Origin of the sequence: Paenibacillus luteus (assembly GCF_006542765.1) — a bacterium.
Classification (GTDB): Bacteria; Bacillota; Bacilli; order Paenibacillales; family Paenibacillaceae; genus Pristimantibacillus; species Pristimantibacillus luteus.
This window is the reverse complement of record NZ_SKCD01000046.1, coordinates 1-15,122: the sequence shown is the minus strand read 5'-3', so window position 1 is coordinate 15,122 and position 15,122 is coordinate 1. Positions and strand designations below refer to the sequence as shown.

15 protein-coding genes are annotated in these 15,122 nt (G+C 43.3%); 9 read left to right on the top strand and 6 right to left on the bottom strand.

Annotated elements, in window-relative coordinates:
- Window positions 1-290: 290 nt before the first annotated feature.
- Entirely contained in the window at window positions 291-665 is a 375-nt protein-coding gene (locus tag E0496_RS27760; RefSeq protein WP_141505111.1) for a hypothetical protein, read from the bottom strand.
- 310 nt (window positions 666-975) lie between these two features.
- Here E0496_RS27760 and E0496_RS27755 point away from each other — a divergent pair, with 310 nt between their 5' ends.
- From E0496_RS27755 to E0496_RS27745, 3 genes are read left to right on the top strand one after another with little or no spacing between them, the layout of a single operon-like run.
- Entirely contained in the window at window positions 976-2,946 is a 1,971-nt protein-coding gene (locus E0496_RS27755) for an AraC family transcriptional regulator (RefSeq protein WP_141505110.1), read from the top strand.
- The gene (locus E0496_RS27750; RefSeq protein ID WP_139990615.1) at window positions 2,933-3,982 is read left to right on the top strand and encodes a FecCD family ABC transporter permease; all 1,050 of its coding nucleotides are present in this window, start codon (window positions 2,933-2,935) and stop codon (window positions 3,980-3,982) included. The genes E0496_RS27755 and E0496_RS27750 overlap by 14 nt, the downstream gene beginning before the upstream one ends.
- Window positions 3,979-4,986, top strand: a complete 1,008-nt coding sequence (locus E0496_RS27745; protein ID WP_141505109.1) for a FecCD family ABC transporter permease — start codon at window positions 3,979-3,981, stop codon at window positions 4,984-4,986. Before E0496_RS27750 ends, E0496_RS27745 begins: the two co-directional genes overlap by 4 nt.
- A gap of 59 nt (window positions 4,987-5,045) precedes the next feature.
- On the opposite strand, the gene E0496_RS27740 is transcribed toward E0496_RS27745, so the two are convergent.
- The 3 genes from E0496_RS27740 to E0496_RS27730 all read right to left on the bottom strand — a co-directional run bounded on the left by E0496_RS27740 (window position 5,046) and on the right by E0496_RS27730 (window position 8,061).
- Window positions 5,046-7,322, bottom strand: coding sequence for a preprotein translocase subunit SecA (locus tag E0496_RS27740; RefSeq protein WP_141505108.1), 2,277 nt, complete (start codon window positions 7,320-7,322; stop codon window positions 5,046-5,048).
- A gap of 84 nt (window positions 7,323-7,406) precedes the next feature.
- On the bottom strand, window positions 7,407-7,853 hold the full coding sequence (locus tag E0496_RS27735; RefSeq protein WP_141505107.1) for a hypothetical protein: 447 nt from the start codon (window positions 7,851-7,853) through the stop codon (window positions 7,407-7,409).
- A gap of 1 nt (window position 7,854) precedes the next feature.
- A complete protein-coding gene (locus E0496_RS27730) occupies window positions 7,855-8,061 on the bottom strand; it encodes a helix-turn-helix transcriptional regulator (protein ID WP_141505106.1) in 207 nt (68 codons plus the stop codon).
- Window positions 8,062-8,495: 434 nt separating this feature from the next.
- Here E0496_RS27730 and E0496_RS27725 point away from each other — a divergent pair, with 434 nt between their 5' ends.
- The 3 genes from E0496_RS27725 (at window position 8,496) to E0496_RS27715 (ending at window position 11,095) form a co-directional block, all read left to right on the top strand.
- A complete protein-coding gene (locus E0496_RS27725) occupies window positions 8,496-9,251 on the top strand; it encodes a YheC/YheD family protein (RefSeq protein ID WP_141505105.1) in 756 nt (251 codons plus the stop codon).
- A 336-nt stretch (window positions 9,252-9,587) separates the two neighbouring features.
- Complete coding sequence (locus tag E0496_RS27720; protein ID WP_141505104.1) at window positions 9,588-10,145, top strand: RNA polymerase sigma factor; 558 nt, start codon at window positions 9,588-9,590, stop codon at window positions 10,143-10,145.
- The gene (locus tag E0496_RS27715; protein ID WP_141505103.1) at window positions 10,142-11,095 is read left to right on the top strand and encodes a hypothetical protein; all 954 of its coding nucleotides are present in this window, start codon (window positions 10,142-10,144) and stop codon (window positions 11,093-11,095) included. The genes E0496_RS27720 and E0496_RS27715 overlap by 4 nt, the downstream gene beginning before the upstream one ends.
- 153 nt (window positions 11,096-11,248) lie before the next feature.
- Here E0496_RS27715 and E0496_RS27710 read toward each other — a convergent pair whose 3' ends face one another.
- Window positions 11,249-11,920, bottom strand: a complete 672-nt coding sequence (locus E0496_RS27710) for an MBL fold metallo-hydrolase (protein ID WP_161601608.1) — start codon at window positions 11,918-11,920, stop codon at window positions 11,249-11,251.
- A 329-nt stretch (window positions 11,921-12,249) separates the two neighbouring features.
- Between E0496_RS27710 and E0496_RS27705 the strand changes: the two genes are divergently transcribed.
- Genes E0496_RS27705 through E0496_RS27695 form a run of 3 tightly spaced genes read left to right on the top strand, consistent with a single transcriptional unit; the run spans window position 12,250 to window position 14,446 of the window.
- Window positions 12,250-13,431 (top strand): serine hydrolase domain-containing protein, encoded by a 1,182-nt coding sequence (locus E0496_RS27705; RefSeq protein WP_141505101.1) that lies wholly within the window; start codon window positions 12,250-12,252, stop codon window positions 13,429-13,431.
- A gap of 33 nt (window positions 13,432-13,464) precedes the next feature.
- The gene (locus tag E0496_RS27700) at window positions 13,465-14,004 is read left to right on the top strand and encodes a LytTR family DNA-binding domain-containing protein (protein WP_141505119.1); all 540 of its coding nucleotides are present in this window, start codon (window positions 13,465-13,467) and stop codon (window positions 14,002-14,004) included.
- A gap of 10 nt (window positions 14,005-14,014) precedes the next feature.
- Complete coding sequence (locus tag E0496_RS27695; RefSeq protein WP_141505100.1) at window positions 14,015-14,446, top strand: hypothetical protein; 432 nt, start codon at window positions 14,015-14,017, stop codon at window positions 14,444-14,446.
- Window positions 14,447-14,575: 129 nt separating this feature from the next.
- Here the strand turns inward: E0496_RS27695 and E0496_RS27690 are convergent, their stop codons facing one another.
- Window positions 14,576-14,929 (bottom strand): DoxX family protein, encoded by a 354-nt coding sequence (locus E0496_RS27690; RefSeq protein ID WP_141505099.1) that lies wholly within the window; start codon window positions 14,927-14,929, stop codon window positions 14,576-14,578.
- Window positions 14,930-15,122: the final 193 nt, after the last annotated feature.

The window sequence follows — 15,122 nt, the reverse complement described above, 5'->3', positions numbered from 1 at the left end:
GCGAGAACCCGGTTGCGACGGGGGACGAAGCAAACCTAACGAAGGTTTAACCGTATCTTAACGACCAATACGCCGCCATGTAGCCCAAGGGCCATGGCGGCTTTTTGTGTATTTCCGAAGTAAACGTTAAGTCAATAACGGTTATTGTACGTTGCTTTTAAGACAGGGCCGTGCGAACGTACTAAAGGGGAGAAGAGACGAGGGGAAAGGGGAAAAGACTGGCCCCGAACGAATAAGGGCCAGTCTGCGGGAAATCGCGATTGAGGGGAGAAATTATATCCCTTACGTCATTATAGAAAATTAACCTTGACTATATCCCTGCCGATGAGAGTTCCCCAACGGTCATAAACCGATGCGTCAATATTGTAAGTTCCGCCTGCCAGCACGAGCTTTGTACTATTTGTTAACGTATGATTAATGTCGTATCCGCTGGTCGGCACGTTGAGCAAGCCCGAATAGTAGGTTCTTGATCCGTTGTTTATCTCCTGAATGCGGAACTCGTACTGGTAACCCCCTGTCGGCTTCGTAATACCGATATAATTCGGAACTGCGCCGTAGCTATTCGGATACGGGTTAAACACAAAAACCCCATTGGCCGCGCTCGCTTGGGAAGCGATCCCGAGCAGCAAACCGATGACCATGACAAGCGAAAAAATCCTCTTCATTATTCATTCCTCCTAGTAAGGTTCGTCTTACCCGTTCCGGCCGAAACGGATATGTACCTTTGCAGAGAGCTCTCGCAATGAATATATCATCATTTGGCAGAAGTAACTATATTTAGAATTTCGAATTGTATGTCTATTTCTATCGGAATCCGTGTAATTCGAGTTCGTATGAAGCTATACGAATCCACGATCGTAAACAGCGATTGACAAAATAGAGGATCTGCCTAATACTAATTGATAATCATTATCAATATTCTAACATGAAATCAACTCAAATAGATGGTGGGTCAGATCGGAGTGAACTGCAAGGATGAAGCTGGAAGACCATATTGTCGCATGGAATCATGCTGCTGTTAAAGTATTGGATATTCGGCATACGGTGATGGAGCCGGGGGACAAGCTGCAAAGCTATATGTTACCTGCTTGTGGATTTATCTACACTGTGCGGGGGACAGCAAGCTTAAACCTTAATGGCATAGAATATGAAGCAGACCGTCATTTTATTGTGCATGGCGGCAAAGGCATGAGACTAAGTATAGAGGCGGGGGAAATGTTTGAATATTATCTATTATTTTATAGAGCCTCATTGCCAGGAAGAAAGGATTTAGTCAGACTTTTGGAACGCAGCAATCCATTTTGGATGCAGTATGGCTTCGAGTCCGTTGAGCCATTGCCATTGCACTATCAACTTATGGCAATGGAACAGCTCTGGGCACAAGGAAGTCTAGTGGATAGAATTCAAGTGAAAGGCTTGTTCTATCAGTTCATACATGAATTAATGAAGCAGTTTATAAAGGATGGAATTAATCTCAGGCAACCCGATGTCATTGGACAGGTTGTTCGTTATATCGAGGAGCATCATCGTCATAATTTATCGCTTGAATCCATAGCTGAGCAATTTAATTACAGCCCGCGTCATTTATCGTCGCGCTTTAAGGGAGAGAAAGGGGTCAGCTTGATTGAATATATGATACGATTCCGGCTTCAGCATGCCAAAGAGCTATTACGCTGTACCGAAGCTCCTCTTCGGGATATTGCAGAAGAAGTTGGCTATAGTGATGTCTATTACTTCAGCCGTTTGTTCCGTAAATATAATGGACAATCTCCTATTCGATTCCGCAAGGAAAGCAAGCAGATGAGTTCATCGGACAATCGTCCATTTACGGCCGCCACATTCTCCATTGGCGAGAACATATCCTCCCGATATAATGTGTTTGAGTATGATAATCATTATCATAACAAAACAATCGGAGGGTCTTCACCAATGCGAATAACAAAGACATCAAGTTTTATTGTAGCGATGCTGCTCAGCTTTACCTTGCTCTTAAGTGCATGTGGAACTGCAAACGTTGGTTCTAATGCCACGAATGCTAATGGTTCCAAAGCTCCTGAAGTTACATCATCAACCAATAATTCAACTGCAACTGACAATGCCACTAAGGAGGCTGAGACAAGAACGATCTCTACGACGAAAGGAGATATTGTCGTTCCTGCTCATCCGGAGCGGGTTGTCGTGTTATATCTTCAAGGGGATCTTGTTGCTCTCGGCATTAAGCCAGTAGGGACTTCGAGCGTGTTTGAAGGAGCGGCCTTTGCAAAAGAGATGGCGGGTGTTGAAAATCTGGGGTCATGGTATGAGCCTAATCCTGAGGCTATTATGGCAGTAAAGCCGGACTTAATCATAGCTGCCTCTGATGAAACTTACGAAATACTGAAGGATATAGCACCGACCGTTCCTATTCCTTATGAAAAAATGTCGACGGATGAACGGATCATGAAGATTGGCGAAGTATTTGGCAAGGAGCAGGAGGCAAAAGCTCTATTAGATCATTTCCACGAGAAAGTGGAGACGAGTAAGCAGAAGCTTGCTGAGCTTGGAATTTTGGATAAGACGGTAACCATTATTGAGGGCGGCAAAAAAGAGATGGCGGTTATCGATAGCAAGCTTTACGGAAGGGGCTCTCAGATCATCTATGAATATTTAGGGCTAAAAGCGCCTGAAATTATTCAGAAAAAGATTGATGGAAGAGAGAAGGCAACAGGAGGGTTTGTTTCCTTAGAAGTGTTGCCTGAGTATATAGGAGACTTCGTGTTCCGCTCGGTGTGGGATGGGGCTGATGACTTGTCGGAAAATGCAATTTGGAACAGCATTCCAGCAGTCAAAGAAGGTAGATTAATCGAAATTGGATTTGATTTCTCCTATTATTCCGATATCTACTCTCTAGATAAGCAGCTTGATTTTGTAGTTGAGAAGCTAGTGTCAGCGTATGAAAAAAAATAGAAAGCTAGATGATAGAACAACAGATATTCCTCGTTTAAAAGGAAAATCGTATTTCGTTCTGTTTTTACTCATCGGGATATTGCTGCTGCTGCTTTCGGTAGCAGCTTCTATCTCTTTTGGTTCTGCTTCCATGAGCCTGACAACGGCATGGACAGCGATTTTTAAATTTGATCCTGAACTGACCGAGCATCAGATTATCCATTCCCTTCGTCTTCCGCGTACGGCGGCTGATCTTATTGCGGGCATGTGTCTCGCAGTAGCAGGAGCGGTCATGCAAGGCTATACGCGAAATCCGTTAGCTGATTCGGGATTAATGGGAGTCAATGCAGGAGCCGCTTTTGCAATGGCCGTTACACTCGCTTTCTTCCCAGGGCAACTGCAGACGACAACATTGCTCATCAGCTTTATTGGCGCAGGGCTTGGCGCAGGCTTGACGTATCTTGCCGCTTCATTGAATCGCTCAGGAATGACGCCACAACGACTAGTGCTAGCGGGGATATCATTTACAATGCTGTTTGGAGCCATGGGATCATTTATCTCATTAAACTATGGCATTGGTCGTGCCCTTGCTTATTGGACATCGGGTAGTGTGGCCGGAGCGACATGGACGGAAATCAAGCTAGTTATTCCCTGGGTCTTAGGCGGGCTGGCGTTGTCACTATTTATTTCGCGATCGATTACGGTTTTAAACTTGGGTGAAGAGATAGCGAAAGGCTTCGGGCAACGGGTCGTTCTCGTCAAGTTAATAGCTACGCTTGCGGTTCTTTTACTCGCGGGTGTAGCTGTTGCGCTTGTAGGGCCAATTGGCTTTGTAGGGCTGATTGTACCGCATATTATGCGTTTTTTTGTAGGCGTAGATTATCGTTATATTATTCCAGCATCAGCCATTTACGGAGGCGCGCTTATGGTTGTAGCGGATATCGCAGGAAGGCTGATTAACCGTCCGGCAGAGACGGCGTTGGGCATTATTTTTGCAATGATTGGCGTTCCTTTCTTCTTGCTCATTGCAAGCAAAGAGAGGAGAGCGATCAAATGAATGCTGTTAAATCTTATAAGGCGACAATATGGATGACTTCTCTCTCCATACTGCTTCTTGCCGGAGCGGTTCTTAGTCTTAATCTGGGAAAGATGTCTCTTAATCCGCTTGAAGTATTTCAAGTATTGCTTGGACAAGGCCCGGAAGAGCATCATCTCGTAGTGTATAAGTTTCGTCTTCCGCGGATCGTATTAGCGATGCTTGTTGGATTTGGGATGGCACTGGCCGGTACGGTTATGCAGGCGCTCTTGCGCAATGACCTGGCTGATCCCGGCATGCTTGGCATTAGCTCAGGTTCAGGCCTTATGGTGTTGCTGATAATCTCAACGGTAAGCATTCAAAGCGCTGCTATGACCTTATTGCTGCCGTCTATGGCATTCGTAGGTGGCCTGCTGGCAGCAGTTCTGATCTATGTTCTAGCTTATCGAAAACGTCGTATGATTTCTTCGACACGGCTTGTCTTGACTGGTGTTGCGATTAATATGGGGTTAAGCGCGCTGTCTTTATTTCTGACTTTAAAGCTTGATGACCAGAAGTATGATTTTGCGCAGCGCTGGCAAGCAGGATATTTATGGGGAGACAAGTGGTCTTATATCAGCTTGCTGGCACCGTGGGTATTGTTGCTATTCGTCTATCTTTATGCCAATTTTCGGACATTGAACGTCTTGGTGCTAGGCAATGAAATCTCGATAGGAGTAGGAGTCTCCGTAAAACGGAAATTTTTGCGCCTGGCGATTGCCGCTGTCGGCATTGCTTCTGGCTGTGTAGCGCTCGGGGGCTCGATCTTTTTTATTGGATTGATTAGTCCGCATGTGGCTCGCAGGCTGGTCGGCAATGACTACAAAGTACTTCTGCCAGCTTCGGCGCTAATTGGCGCGATATTGCTGCTTGCAGCAGATACGATTGCTCGTACGGTCAGCTTTAAGTCTGATATTCCAGCAGGAATTATTGTTACGATGCTGAGTGTGCCTTATTTTCTATTTTTGTTGATGCGGTCAAAATGAATAACGAATGCTAAAAAAGCCTTTGAGCATGCTCGAAGGCTTTTGGCATATGACAAATATCAATATTTGGATAGCTTGAATATCGGCTTTATAATCTTGCGAATATAATAAGCGAATACTGTATCTAAGCCCCATGTGCCGGGCTTATTCTCTATGTATTGATCATTAATGATATATGTCCGAGTGGAAGTAGGGCTCTTCAGACCGAATTTTTCCCATTCTGCCGGATCATTTGAACCTTTGAGCCGTGCAAGCATATTTGCCGACTCCCTATCTATTTTGGCCGGCATTTGCTCGTATGCTCGCATGATTTGCGTATGAAATTCGTCGATCGGATTGCGGTTAGCAAGGCTTTCTAAGTGGATGCCTTCGCGAATGTAAGAAACGTATGCGAGATGGTCAGCCCAGAACTTATCGATATAAAAAAGCCGTACCCGCTGCTCCGAAGGGCTCATCGGTGTCTCGCCTTTCAGAATTCCGAGCCGCTCCTCGTATAAAATTCGCCTCTGATCCTCTACCATATCCGAATAACCGTTCAGTTCCTGGCGGATATAGAAGTTTTGGGCCATATTAGCGCGCTGAATATGCGCGATTTTGCCGCGAAGCGCCGACTCTTCGATCGCCTGATCCTGCTTAGGAGCGCGAATCAATTTATGGATGCCGAACCGAACCATCAGCTCGTCCTCCAAGCTTACGAAAAATACGGAAGCTCCTGGGTCGCCTTGGCGGCCAGAACGCCCGCGCAGTTGGTTGTCGATCCGCAAGCTTTCGTTCACATGCGTACCAATGACGTATAGCCCGCCCAGCTTGGCGACAACGTCTGCTTGCGCGGGGTTGCCGCCGCCGAGCCGAATGTCGACGCCGCGTCCTGCCATATTCGTAGACACCGTCACGGCGCCGAGTTCTCCCGCTTTGGTGATGATCTCGGCTTCTTTTGCGTCGTTTTTCGCATTCAGAACATGGCAAGGCACGTCGGCAACTACTAGCGCTTCCGCCAGCGTGTCTGACTCCTCGACGCTTGACGTCCCGATGAGAATTGGACGTCCCGTCGCATGGACGGACGAAATTTCTTGTACAAGCGCCTGAAGTTTGGCTTGTTTATGGGTATAAATCCGGTGCGAATGGTCGATCCGAATGTTTAGCCGGTTTGGTGGAATCTGTACGACCTGCAGATTATAAATAGCTTCGAATTCCATAGCGGAAGCGTGCGCGGTAGCCGTCATTCCACAAATCTTCGGATATAGGCTAAGGAAGTGTTGAAGGGTGATCGTCCCGAGAATGTTCCCGCCGACTTTCGACTGCAGCCCTTCTTTGGCTGCAAGCGCGGCTTGCAACCCTTCCGGCAAATGCCTGTTCTCCGCCACGCGGCCGGTATATTCGTCGATCAGCTCGATTTCACCGTCTCGAACGATGTAATCGACGTCTTTCTTCAATAACAATTCCGCATGCAGCGCGCAATTTATTGACGATAACAATTGGCTATTATAGCTTTCGTACAAATTGTCGCAACCTAGCAGCGATTCCGCTTTGGCAGAGCCTGCTTCATTCAAATAAACGTTCCGCTGGAACTCGTCGAAGTCGTAATGCTCAACTTGTTCGAGCTGCCGAGCTGCTTCTGCGAAACGAACGCCGTCGTGTCTGGAGGAGCCCGGCTCGCCGGCGATGACTAGCGGCACCCGTGCTTCGTCGAGAAGCAGGGAATCCGCTTCATCGACGATGACGTAGCGGAAAGGACGATGCACGGTATCGGCTTCGTTTAGTGCAATTGTGTCACGCAAATAGTCGAAGCCTGCCTCTTTGGCCGTCACATAGGTGATATCCGAAGCATACGCTTCCCGTTTCTCAGACAGGCTCATACCCGCTTGAACCGAGTTTACCTTTAACCCGAGGAAATGATAGATCGTGCCCATCCACTCGGCATCCCGCTTAGCCAAATAATCGTTAAAAGTCAGGATATGAACTCCTTCGCCAGTTAGCGCATTTAGATAAGCGGGCAAAACAGCAGAGAGTGTTTTTCCTTCGCCGGTATGCTGTTCAATCAAAAATCGCTCATGCAGAGCGATGGCAGCCATGAGCTGGGTATCGTAAGGCCGTAAACCTAGCTTTCTCTTCGCTGCCTCGCAGGCTAGCGCATAGGCATCGACAAGCAGCTCGTCCAATGGCGCACCCGATTTTGCTGCTTTTTGCAGCCGGAGAGATTCCGCTTGCAGCTGCTGGTCGTCCCATGCTTCCAAATTCCGCTTCCGGATGAGTTGCACTTTGTCCTGATAGCCTTTCAGCTTATTCTCGGTAACGTGATCTTTGAATTTTTGCATCCATTTGACCGCTATATTCATAGGCAATAGATCTCCCCTCGCTAGAAATGCGCTTAGTTTTGAACAATATTGGCGTTGATCTGTCACCTGCCTGTGCTATTGAAATTAGACGCGGCTATACTTCCATAGAGTCAGGCCATAGACGAGAAATTGGCCCAATCCGAACAATCCAAAAGTGATTAAAATATAGGCAGCATCGGGTGGAAGCAATATGACTGTTCCTACAGCGATGGGCAAACAAGAGCTGTAGTAAATATAGACGTTGCGGCATGCTTTGAACGTGATCCATTGCTGCCCCTCATCCACTTCCCGAAGTTCAAAGGGAATGACGGCCCAGACATTAATGCGGTCTTTCGGATTTCTTCGATTATAAATGCCTACAAGCATCACCCACAGAGCGCCTAGAGGGACAACAAATAAGGCGCAATAAATTCTTCCCGTTGTAGTTGAAAGTTCCCCTGACAGCATCAACTTTAAAAGGTAAAACAAACCGAGCGTGCAGAGAAACAAAGTGGTTGAGAGTAATGGAGAACGCATGATCCGGGTTAACATCTTATTCAGCCTCCTCTTTTAAATAAAAAACTTCCTCAACGGGTAACTTGAATGCTGAGGCAATTTTAAGCGCGAGCGTAATCGAAGGGGAGTAATCTCCCTTCTCGATTAACCCTACGGTCTGGCGAGTGGCTCCAATGGCATCCGCTAGGTCTTGCTGCGACCATCTGAAGCGAGCTCTCAGTTCACGAACGTTATTAACAAGCATGCGAGAGATCCTTCCCAGTTATAAGTTTGAATTTATTGTAATTTATGTATTGTAAAATGTAAACAATGTATTGCATTTTGGAATGTATCATAGTCATTTCTAAGTAAAAAGAAGTCGGCAATAGGTTCGTCAGAGCCTCTTCTCATCGGTGGATTATTCTCGATTCTTCAATGGTGGATTATTCTCGATTCTTCAATGGTGGATTATTCTCGATTCTTCAATTATTGATCGTGGAAACATATGGGGAAGAGTTCGCAGTAAAAGATTTGTGAGGAAATGGTATCGTCTTTGGCGATGTACTTCTTTGCGTTTTGCTCAGGAACGCAGAAGTCAACAGGGATTCAACGAATTCTCATCAGGTTGAGGTAGTAGACAGGAGCACGAGCAATCATTAATAGCCCCTCATATGCTAGAGAAAGGGGGAGTTGGACATTATGGGCTATCACAGTACAACCGTTAAGAGCAAATGGGTAAAAACGAAGTGGCTGCTTAAAAAAGCGACGATACGAAAATATGTTCCTCGTACATTACGCTTTAACCAAAGCAACCTTAGCAGCATGCTATCTCAGTATTCAACCGTGTACTTCAAGCCTACAGGCGGTACAGGCGGGTTTAATATTAACCGAATAAAGAAACTAGAGAATGGCTACCAAATTCAACACAACGCCAAGAAAAGCCGGTATGCGACAGTAAAGCTTCTCCATGGCCAATTGAAGAAACGTACAGCGGGGCAATCCTATTTGCTGCAGAAGGGCATTCAATTAGCTGCTGTAAATGGCAGGCCCTTTGATATTCGCGTCATGGTTCAGAAATCGAACAGCGGCGTATGGAAGAGCACAGCGATTTTTACGAAAATAGGAATGCCGGGCAAAGTGGCGACAAACTACCATCAAGGCGGCGAGCTGGGATATTTCCGGCAAACGCTGTCTAAAGCAGGCTTTAGCCAGAACATGATCGATCAGAAAGAAAAAGAGCTAAAGAAGCTTGGCAAATCGGTCGGCCAATTATTTGACAAGCATAGCAGCGGGTTTCGAGAGCTGGGTCTTGACATTGCCTTAGATAAAAAAGGGAAAGCTTGGATTCTTGAAGTGAATACAAGACCTCAGTTCTACCCGCTGAAGCAAATGAAAGACAAAGGCATGTATCGCAGCATTATGTCCTATGCCAAGCAATATGGGAGAAAAAAATAGAAACAGAAACGAAAATTGTTAAATGATCCTCCCAATAGAAAAACGAGTTAATCGAAGCATAAAAAACCGGGTTGCCTTGTCGAGGGGCAACTCTTTTTTTGTCTAAACCAGTTCGCACGTAAAAGTAGAATTCGGCTTCTCCTTATAGAATTGGAATAGTTCGAAAAGGTTTTTTAGCTGTCATCGCTGGTCGTTGGTAGCTAAGAACGCAAGGGGAGCTGTATTATCTAGAGACACTTGGCTTCTGATAGATATGGTTAAATAATAGAACAGGTGCAACCATTTTTAAAAACTTTCTACTATATAGATAAGAGGCTAGCAAAAGGAGAATACTCGGTGGAAGATCAAGGAATAGTTCAACTATACTTACAGCGATCGCAGCAAGCTATTGCAGAGACTAAAAATAAGTACGGAGCATATTGCAAAATGATTGCAAGAAATATTCTTTCCAATTATGCGGATGTCGAAGAGTGTGAGAACGATACCTACCTAGCGGCATGGCATGCCATACCTCCTAACTTGCCTAGGAAGTTCTCTGTATTTCTAGGAAGGATCACACGTAATATTGCGCTGGATAAGCATGGTTATAATACGGCGAAAAAGCGCAATCGTGAGTTTGAAGTCATTTTAACTGAATTAGAGGGATGTTTAGCTTCCCCTAATACGGTAGAAACAGAGTATGAAGCGGGCGAGACAGCTAGTGCAATCAATCAATTTTTATATGCCTTGGATGAGCAAGCGAGAAATGTATTTATTAGGAGGTACTGGCACTCCGATTCAATAGATAATCTAGCAATGAGGTTTAATATGAGCAGCAGTAAGGTGAAGTCCCTATTATTCCGGACAAGAAATAAGCTTAGAGTGTTTTTAGACAAAGAGGAGGGTCACGTATGAAAAGAGAAGAACTATACAAAGAGATCGGGCTTATTGATGAGAGGTTAATTGATGCGGCCGAGCATAGTGGAGCGGGAAAAAGGCAAAGAACCTTATCTAAAAAGTGGATAACTTTATTGGCGTGCCTCATCCTTTATAGTTCAACCTCCACCGTGTTATTAGCAACCGAATATTATAAAAATCAAAATGCAGAGCCTTACATCCGTTATTTAACAGACGAAGCTATGGAGCTGCTGCCTACTGTACAATATGATGCGGACAAATTTCTAGATGCTTTAAAGAACGATAATAATGAACATACCTATATTGCTATTAATAGGCTAGTTGAATGCTTTAATGATCCAAAGCTAAGAGAGAAAGCGTTAAAAGAGCTTCAGCCATTTTTAAACAATGATCATTCGAAAATCGCGGATGCGGCTGCTTTTGCCGTAGATATTTTGTCAAAAAGCTATCGCAGTCCTTATATAGTTAAACTAGCAGACGGAAGCATGCTATTTACGCTGTTTAACAATTACTCGGATTATGGCAGTCAAAATGTGCTTTGGCGGATAAAAGACAATGTGCTTGAGAAGTATTTTAGTTTTTCTGCACCGTCTATGTATATTACAGAAATTATTCCCTCACCAGATCGGGAGCTTGTTGCCATCGTAACGGGCTCTAATAAAAGTCAATTCGTTCAAATCTTGAATGTTGAAGAGGGCATCACAAGTCCGGAGCTCGTAGAATCAGCAAGAATCAACTATGGTGCGCAAAAAGAATTAGAAACATGGATTCGTACAGACCATGAAAATTATAGCTTTGTGAATAATCTCTTGTGGGAAAGCAATGATAGGTTAAGGTTTGAGGGTTCCCTTGCATACCAGAATACGGAGAACATAGAAAATGTTACGGTAACGTATCAGTTTAGCAAAAAGGAGATCGAGGTAAAAGAGCTTAAATTATCCAGCTAAATTTCTGAAAAAAACAATAAGAACATCAACAAAGGAGCTGCGACGGCATGCTCCTTTGTTGATGTTCGCTTAAGATTGGTAGGGTGAAGGATACCACAAGTAGTGGTAAAACAGCAGATCCAGCTAATGATAAATCTAAATGAAGCTGTACCTTTAAAGGATTCGGACTATATTTTTAGAAATGGCAGAATAGTGTTCGAATATGTTCAAATCATGGAATGGAAGCGGAATTAATCCGCTTTGATGAATATCATTAATAAATCTTTCGTTATTTTCTGTGCTCGAAAAAACGCCTATCGGCCGATTGCTTATCATATTATCGCACGAATAACATTCATCGCCAGTGATAATATAGTTGTGATTATTCGTTTCAAAATAAACGACCGATGAACCCTCGCTATGACCGCCGATCACTTTGAATCTGAATAGATCATTGCATAGATATTCATTTTCAACCGCCACAACATGGCATTGAAGAAGCTTCTCTTTGATGGATGGCGAACATTGCTTTAGCGCAAGATCATAGTCAATTTTAGACATAATGATTTCAGGTGCATCAAACAAGTCTAGGTTATCAATATGGTCAAAGTGACTGTGAGTAATAATAACCGTATCAACTAAGCTTCGGTTGCCAATGATGCTCCCTATTTCGTTTTCAACGTCTGTGAACGTAATCCCCCATTGCTTGGCTACATTCTCATCGCGAAAGCCTGTATCAATAAAAATCGTTTTATGATTATGCTTTGCAATATAATAAGACCACGCAATCTTGACTTGTTCCTCCGAATGATTCGTATCGCGGTAGATATATTTTAAGCTAAACATCGATTCTCCAACTTTTACGGCATAGAGTTCCATTTGATGGGCTCAATCCCTTCCTTTAGGTTGTTATTACTATTCTTCAAATATTAGGAAAATCCTTTAGCCCCATAAAAGTCCTTAATGAGATTAGTTATCAATATGAGGGTTCGTACCAATACTCATTTACCATTTGTCATAAAGGGAAGGTCGTTACCATCTGGGATGGCAAGGTTAGAGCACCGAAAAGTCGTCTTACCCTTGAATTTCGACCGCTTAGCATAGAAGCGTATCTAAAACGCAAACCATTGATTAGATTAATGTATATCCCCTGCATAAAACGAAAGGTGGTTAATATGAAAATAGGAATAAGAATAGTGGTTGGTTTGATCGTTATCTTTATTATTGGATTTAGTGTATTAGCCTTTATGAATAGGCCGATTTCAAAAGAGGCAGTTAATGCGAAAATCGAAAAGCACATAACCAAAGTGGTGGCGAAAAATGATTCGTTATCCAGCGTGTTGTTGACGATTTACTCGAATCAGACAGGGTATTTTGAGCAATTTGCAGTAGGTACAAAAAATCTCACCTCAGATGAACCGGTCCACATCAATAGCCAGTATCACTCAGCGAGCATTGGTAAAACCATGTGTGCTGCTGTTTACGGCATGTTAGTTGAAGAAGGTAGAATCAATTATGACGATAAAATCGAATCTTACCTAGGGGATGACATCCTTAGGGGATTATTTGTAATCGACGGCACCGATTATAGCAACCAAGTCACATTGCAGCACTTGCTGAGTCATACGTCAGGCGTTGGCGACTATTTCGAAGGACCGGTGAAGAGCTGGAAACCGATGCTGGATATCATTTCTGCGAATCCGGATCTATCATTTACTCCAGAAGCATTAATCGCGTTCACGCGAGAAAACCAGCATCCGATTGGCCAACCGGGGCAGCAATTTTATTATTCGGATACGGGATATATTTTGCTTGGCCTCATTCTTGAAGCTATTGAGGGGAAATCTTATGCAGATATTTTAGATGATAAAATATTTAAGCCATTGAACATGAAGGATAGTTATTTGATGTTCTATCAAGATGAACCAGCTGATATTGTTGGGATATATCTAAATGGTATGGATTATAGCGGCAGGAACGCATTATCGGTTGACTGGGCAGGTGGTGGCGTGGTTACCACTATGAATGATTTGTTAACGTTTATGAAGGCTTTAGAAAATGGAGTGTTACTTTCTGATGAAATTTACAGAGGGATGACCGACTTTACTCAGCGCTACGAAAAAGGCATTTATTACAGTAGAGGCATGATGTATTTTGACTTTAGCGAGTTGTCATTTCTATTAGGCTCTATGACTGATGTTTACGGCGGAGTCGGGGCTACGGGAACCTATATGTTATACGATAAGGAGAAGGACACTTATTTTATTGCTAATTTTGGAGCACTAGATTTTGCGGAGAAAGGAATAGAAGAATTAGTAAAAATAAGAATGATTTATGATAGAATAATAGTGGAATAAATGACTGAAAAAGCTATCAATAGGAGACACATGATGGTTCAATTATTGTGTTCGAATAAAGTTTATGAGAAATTGAAGCGAGAATTATCCAAATACCAAATCGAGATTAAGCAAGACAGCGATTTGGTATTAGTCGAGAAAGGATATGACATGCCAAGCGAAAAGCTTTGCGTTGTATTCGAAGCGATTGATTATATGGATGTGATTAGGCTTCTAGTCTCCGGCGTTCAAGAAGACCTACATTTGATGAACACTCTTACAGGCTTAAGCGAGAATAAATTTGCGGTTATTGAACCCAGGGATGTTTTATATCTAGAAGCCGCTTCCGACGGTATCATGGCCTATACTAAATCCAATCGTTACAGCATCAAAGAAACCTTGCAATATTATGAGAACATATGGGTAGTCAAAGGCTTTATGCGAATCAATAAATCACAACTTGTTAATTTGCTGCATGTCAAAGAAATTATCCCATGGTTTAACTCCAGATATGTACTTAGAATGGATAACAACGTTGAGTTAGAAGTATCCAAAATGTTCTCGAAAAAACTGAGGATCACACTCAAAATATAGGGGAACCGAAATGGAAAACATTAATTTTGAAAATATTATAAAGTCATTCTTTCTCGGTATCTTCATTGGCGTAATACTACAGTTCTATGATCATACAGAAATGCAATACGCATATAAAGTTATGGCAGTATTAGCTAGCGGGAGTATCGGATTTATCATAGGGTTAATTACGGAGTGGTTAACTGCGATACTTCCGATTAGTCTGGCAAATGCCAGAACTTACTTTTTTATAAACAACCTAATTGCCTTAATCGTTGCTGCATTCATTATGGCTTCGTTAATCATGATCACAAGCCATACAATGGAGAATAAAGAGGGATTCATGCCAATCGTATGGATAGTGCTTGGGATGATATGCATAGCAAATCTATTTGATTATCTGATGTACCGGCGAGCACAAAATAAATTAAAAACGTTTAAGGCATTGCTTAAAGATAAGTAAGCTATAGTTCTAACAAAGGTTTCAAAGATAAGATTTGTTTAATTCATCGACTTCAAAGCAAGCTAATATTTATTCAGAAGACAGTATCCTCTGGGGTACTGTCTTTTCTTTGTTTTGCGGTACGGAAGTTTAAAACCGACTGATTGCAATAAGTATTGCGAGCGCGAAGAAGACGATGTTCACGCCGATATCTCGATATTCCTTACGCTTAACATGGAAGAGTGCGCCGAAAAGAACGACTGCGGCAAGTCCTAGTGCGGCAATTGGCGTCAACACAGGCAAGATATTTGTCGCTTGAGGCAAAATGATTCCAAGTGCCCCTAACAACTCTACTAATCCAATAACGACCACGAGCGTCTTTGAAACGTCCTTTACCCATCCCCAAGACGCTTTGGCCTTTTCATGCTGAAACGCCTTTAGCCATCCCGAATAAACAAAGCCCAGCGCTAGCAGGCCTTGCACGATCCATACCGCAATATTCATTAATGATGCACCACCTGACTATTTATTCGATGCTTGCTAAAGGTATAATAGACTTTAATCATGGGTTTAACCTGAATTACGAAAGCCCATAGGAACAAGGACTTGAAAAAAACAAATATGTAATAGCATCCATTTATGGATAGTGAATCTGCGAAGTCCATAGCGAATGATTAAATATGCCTACAACTTCCCC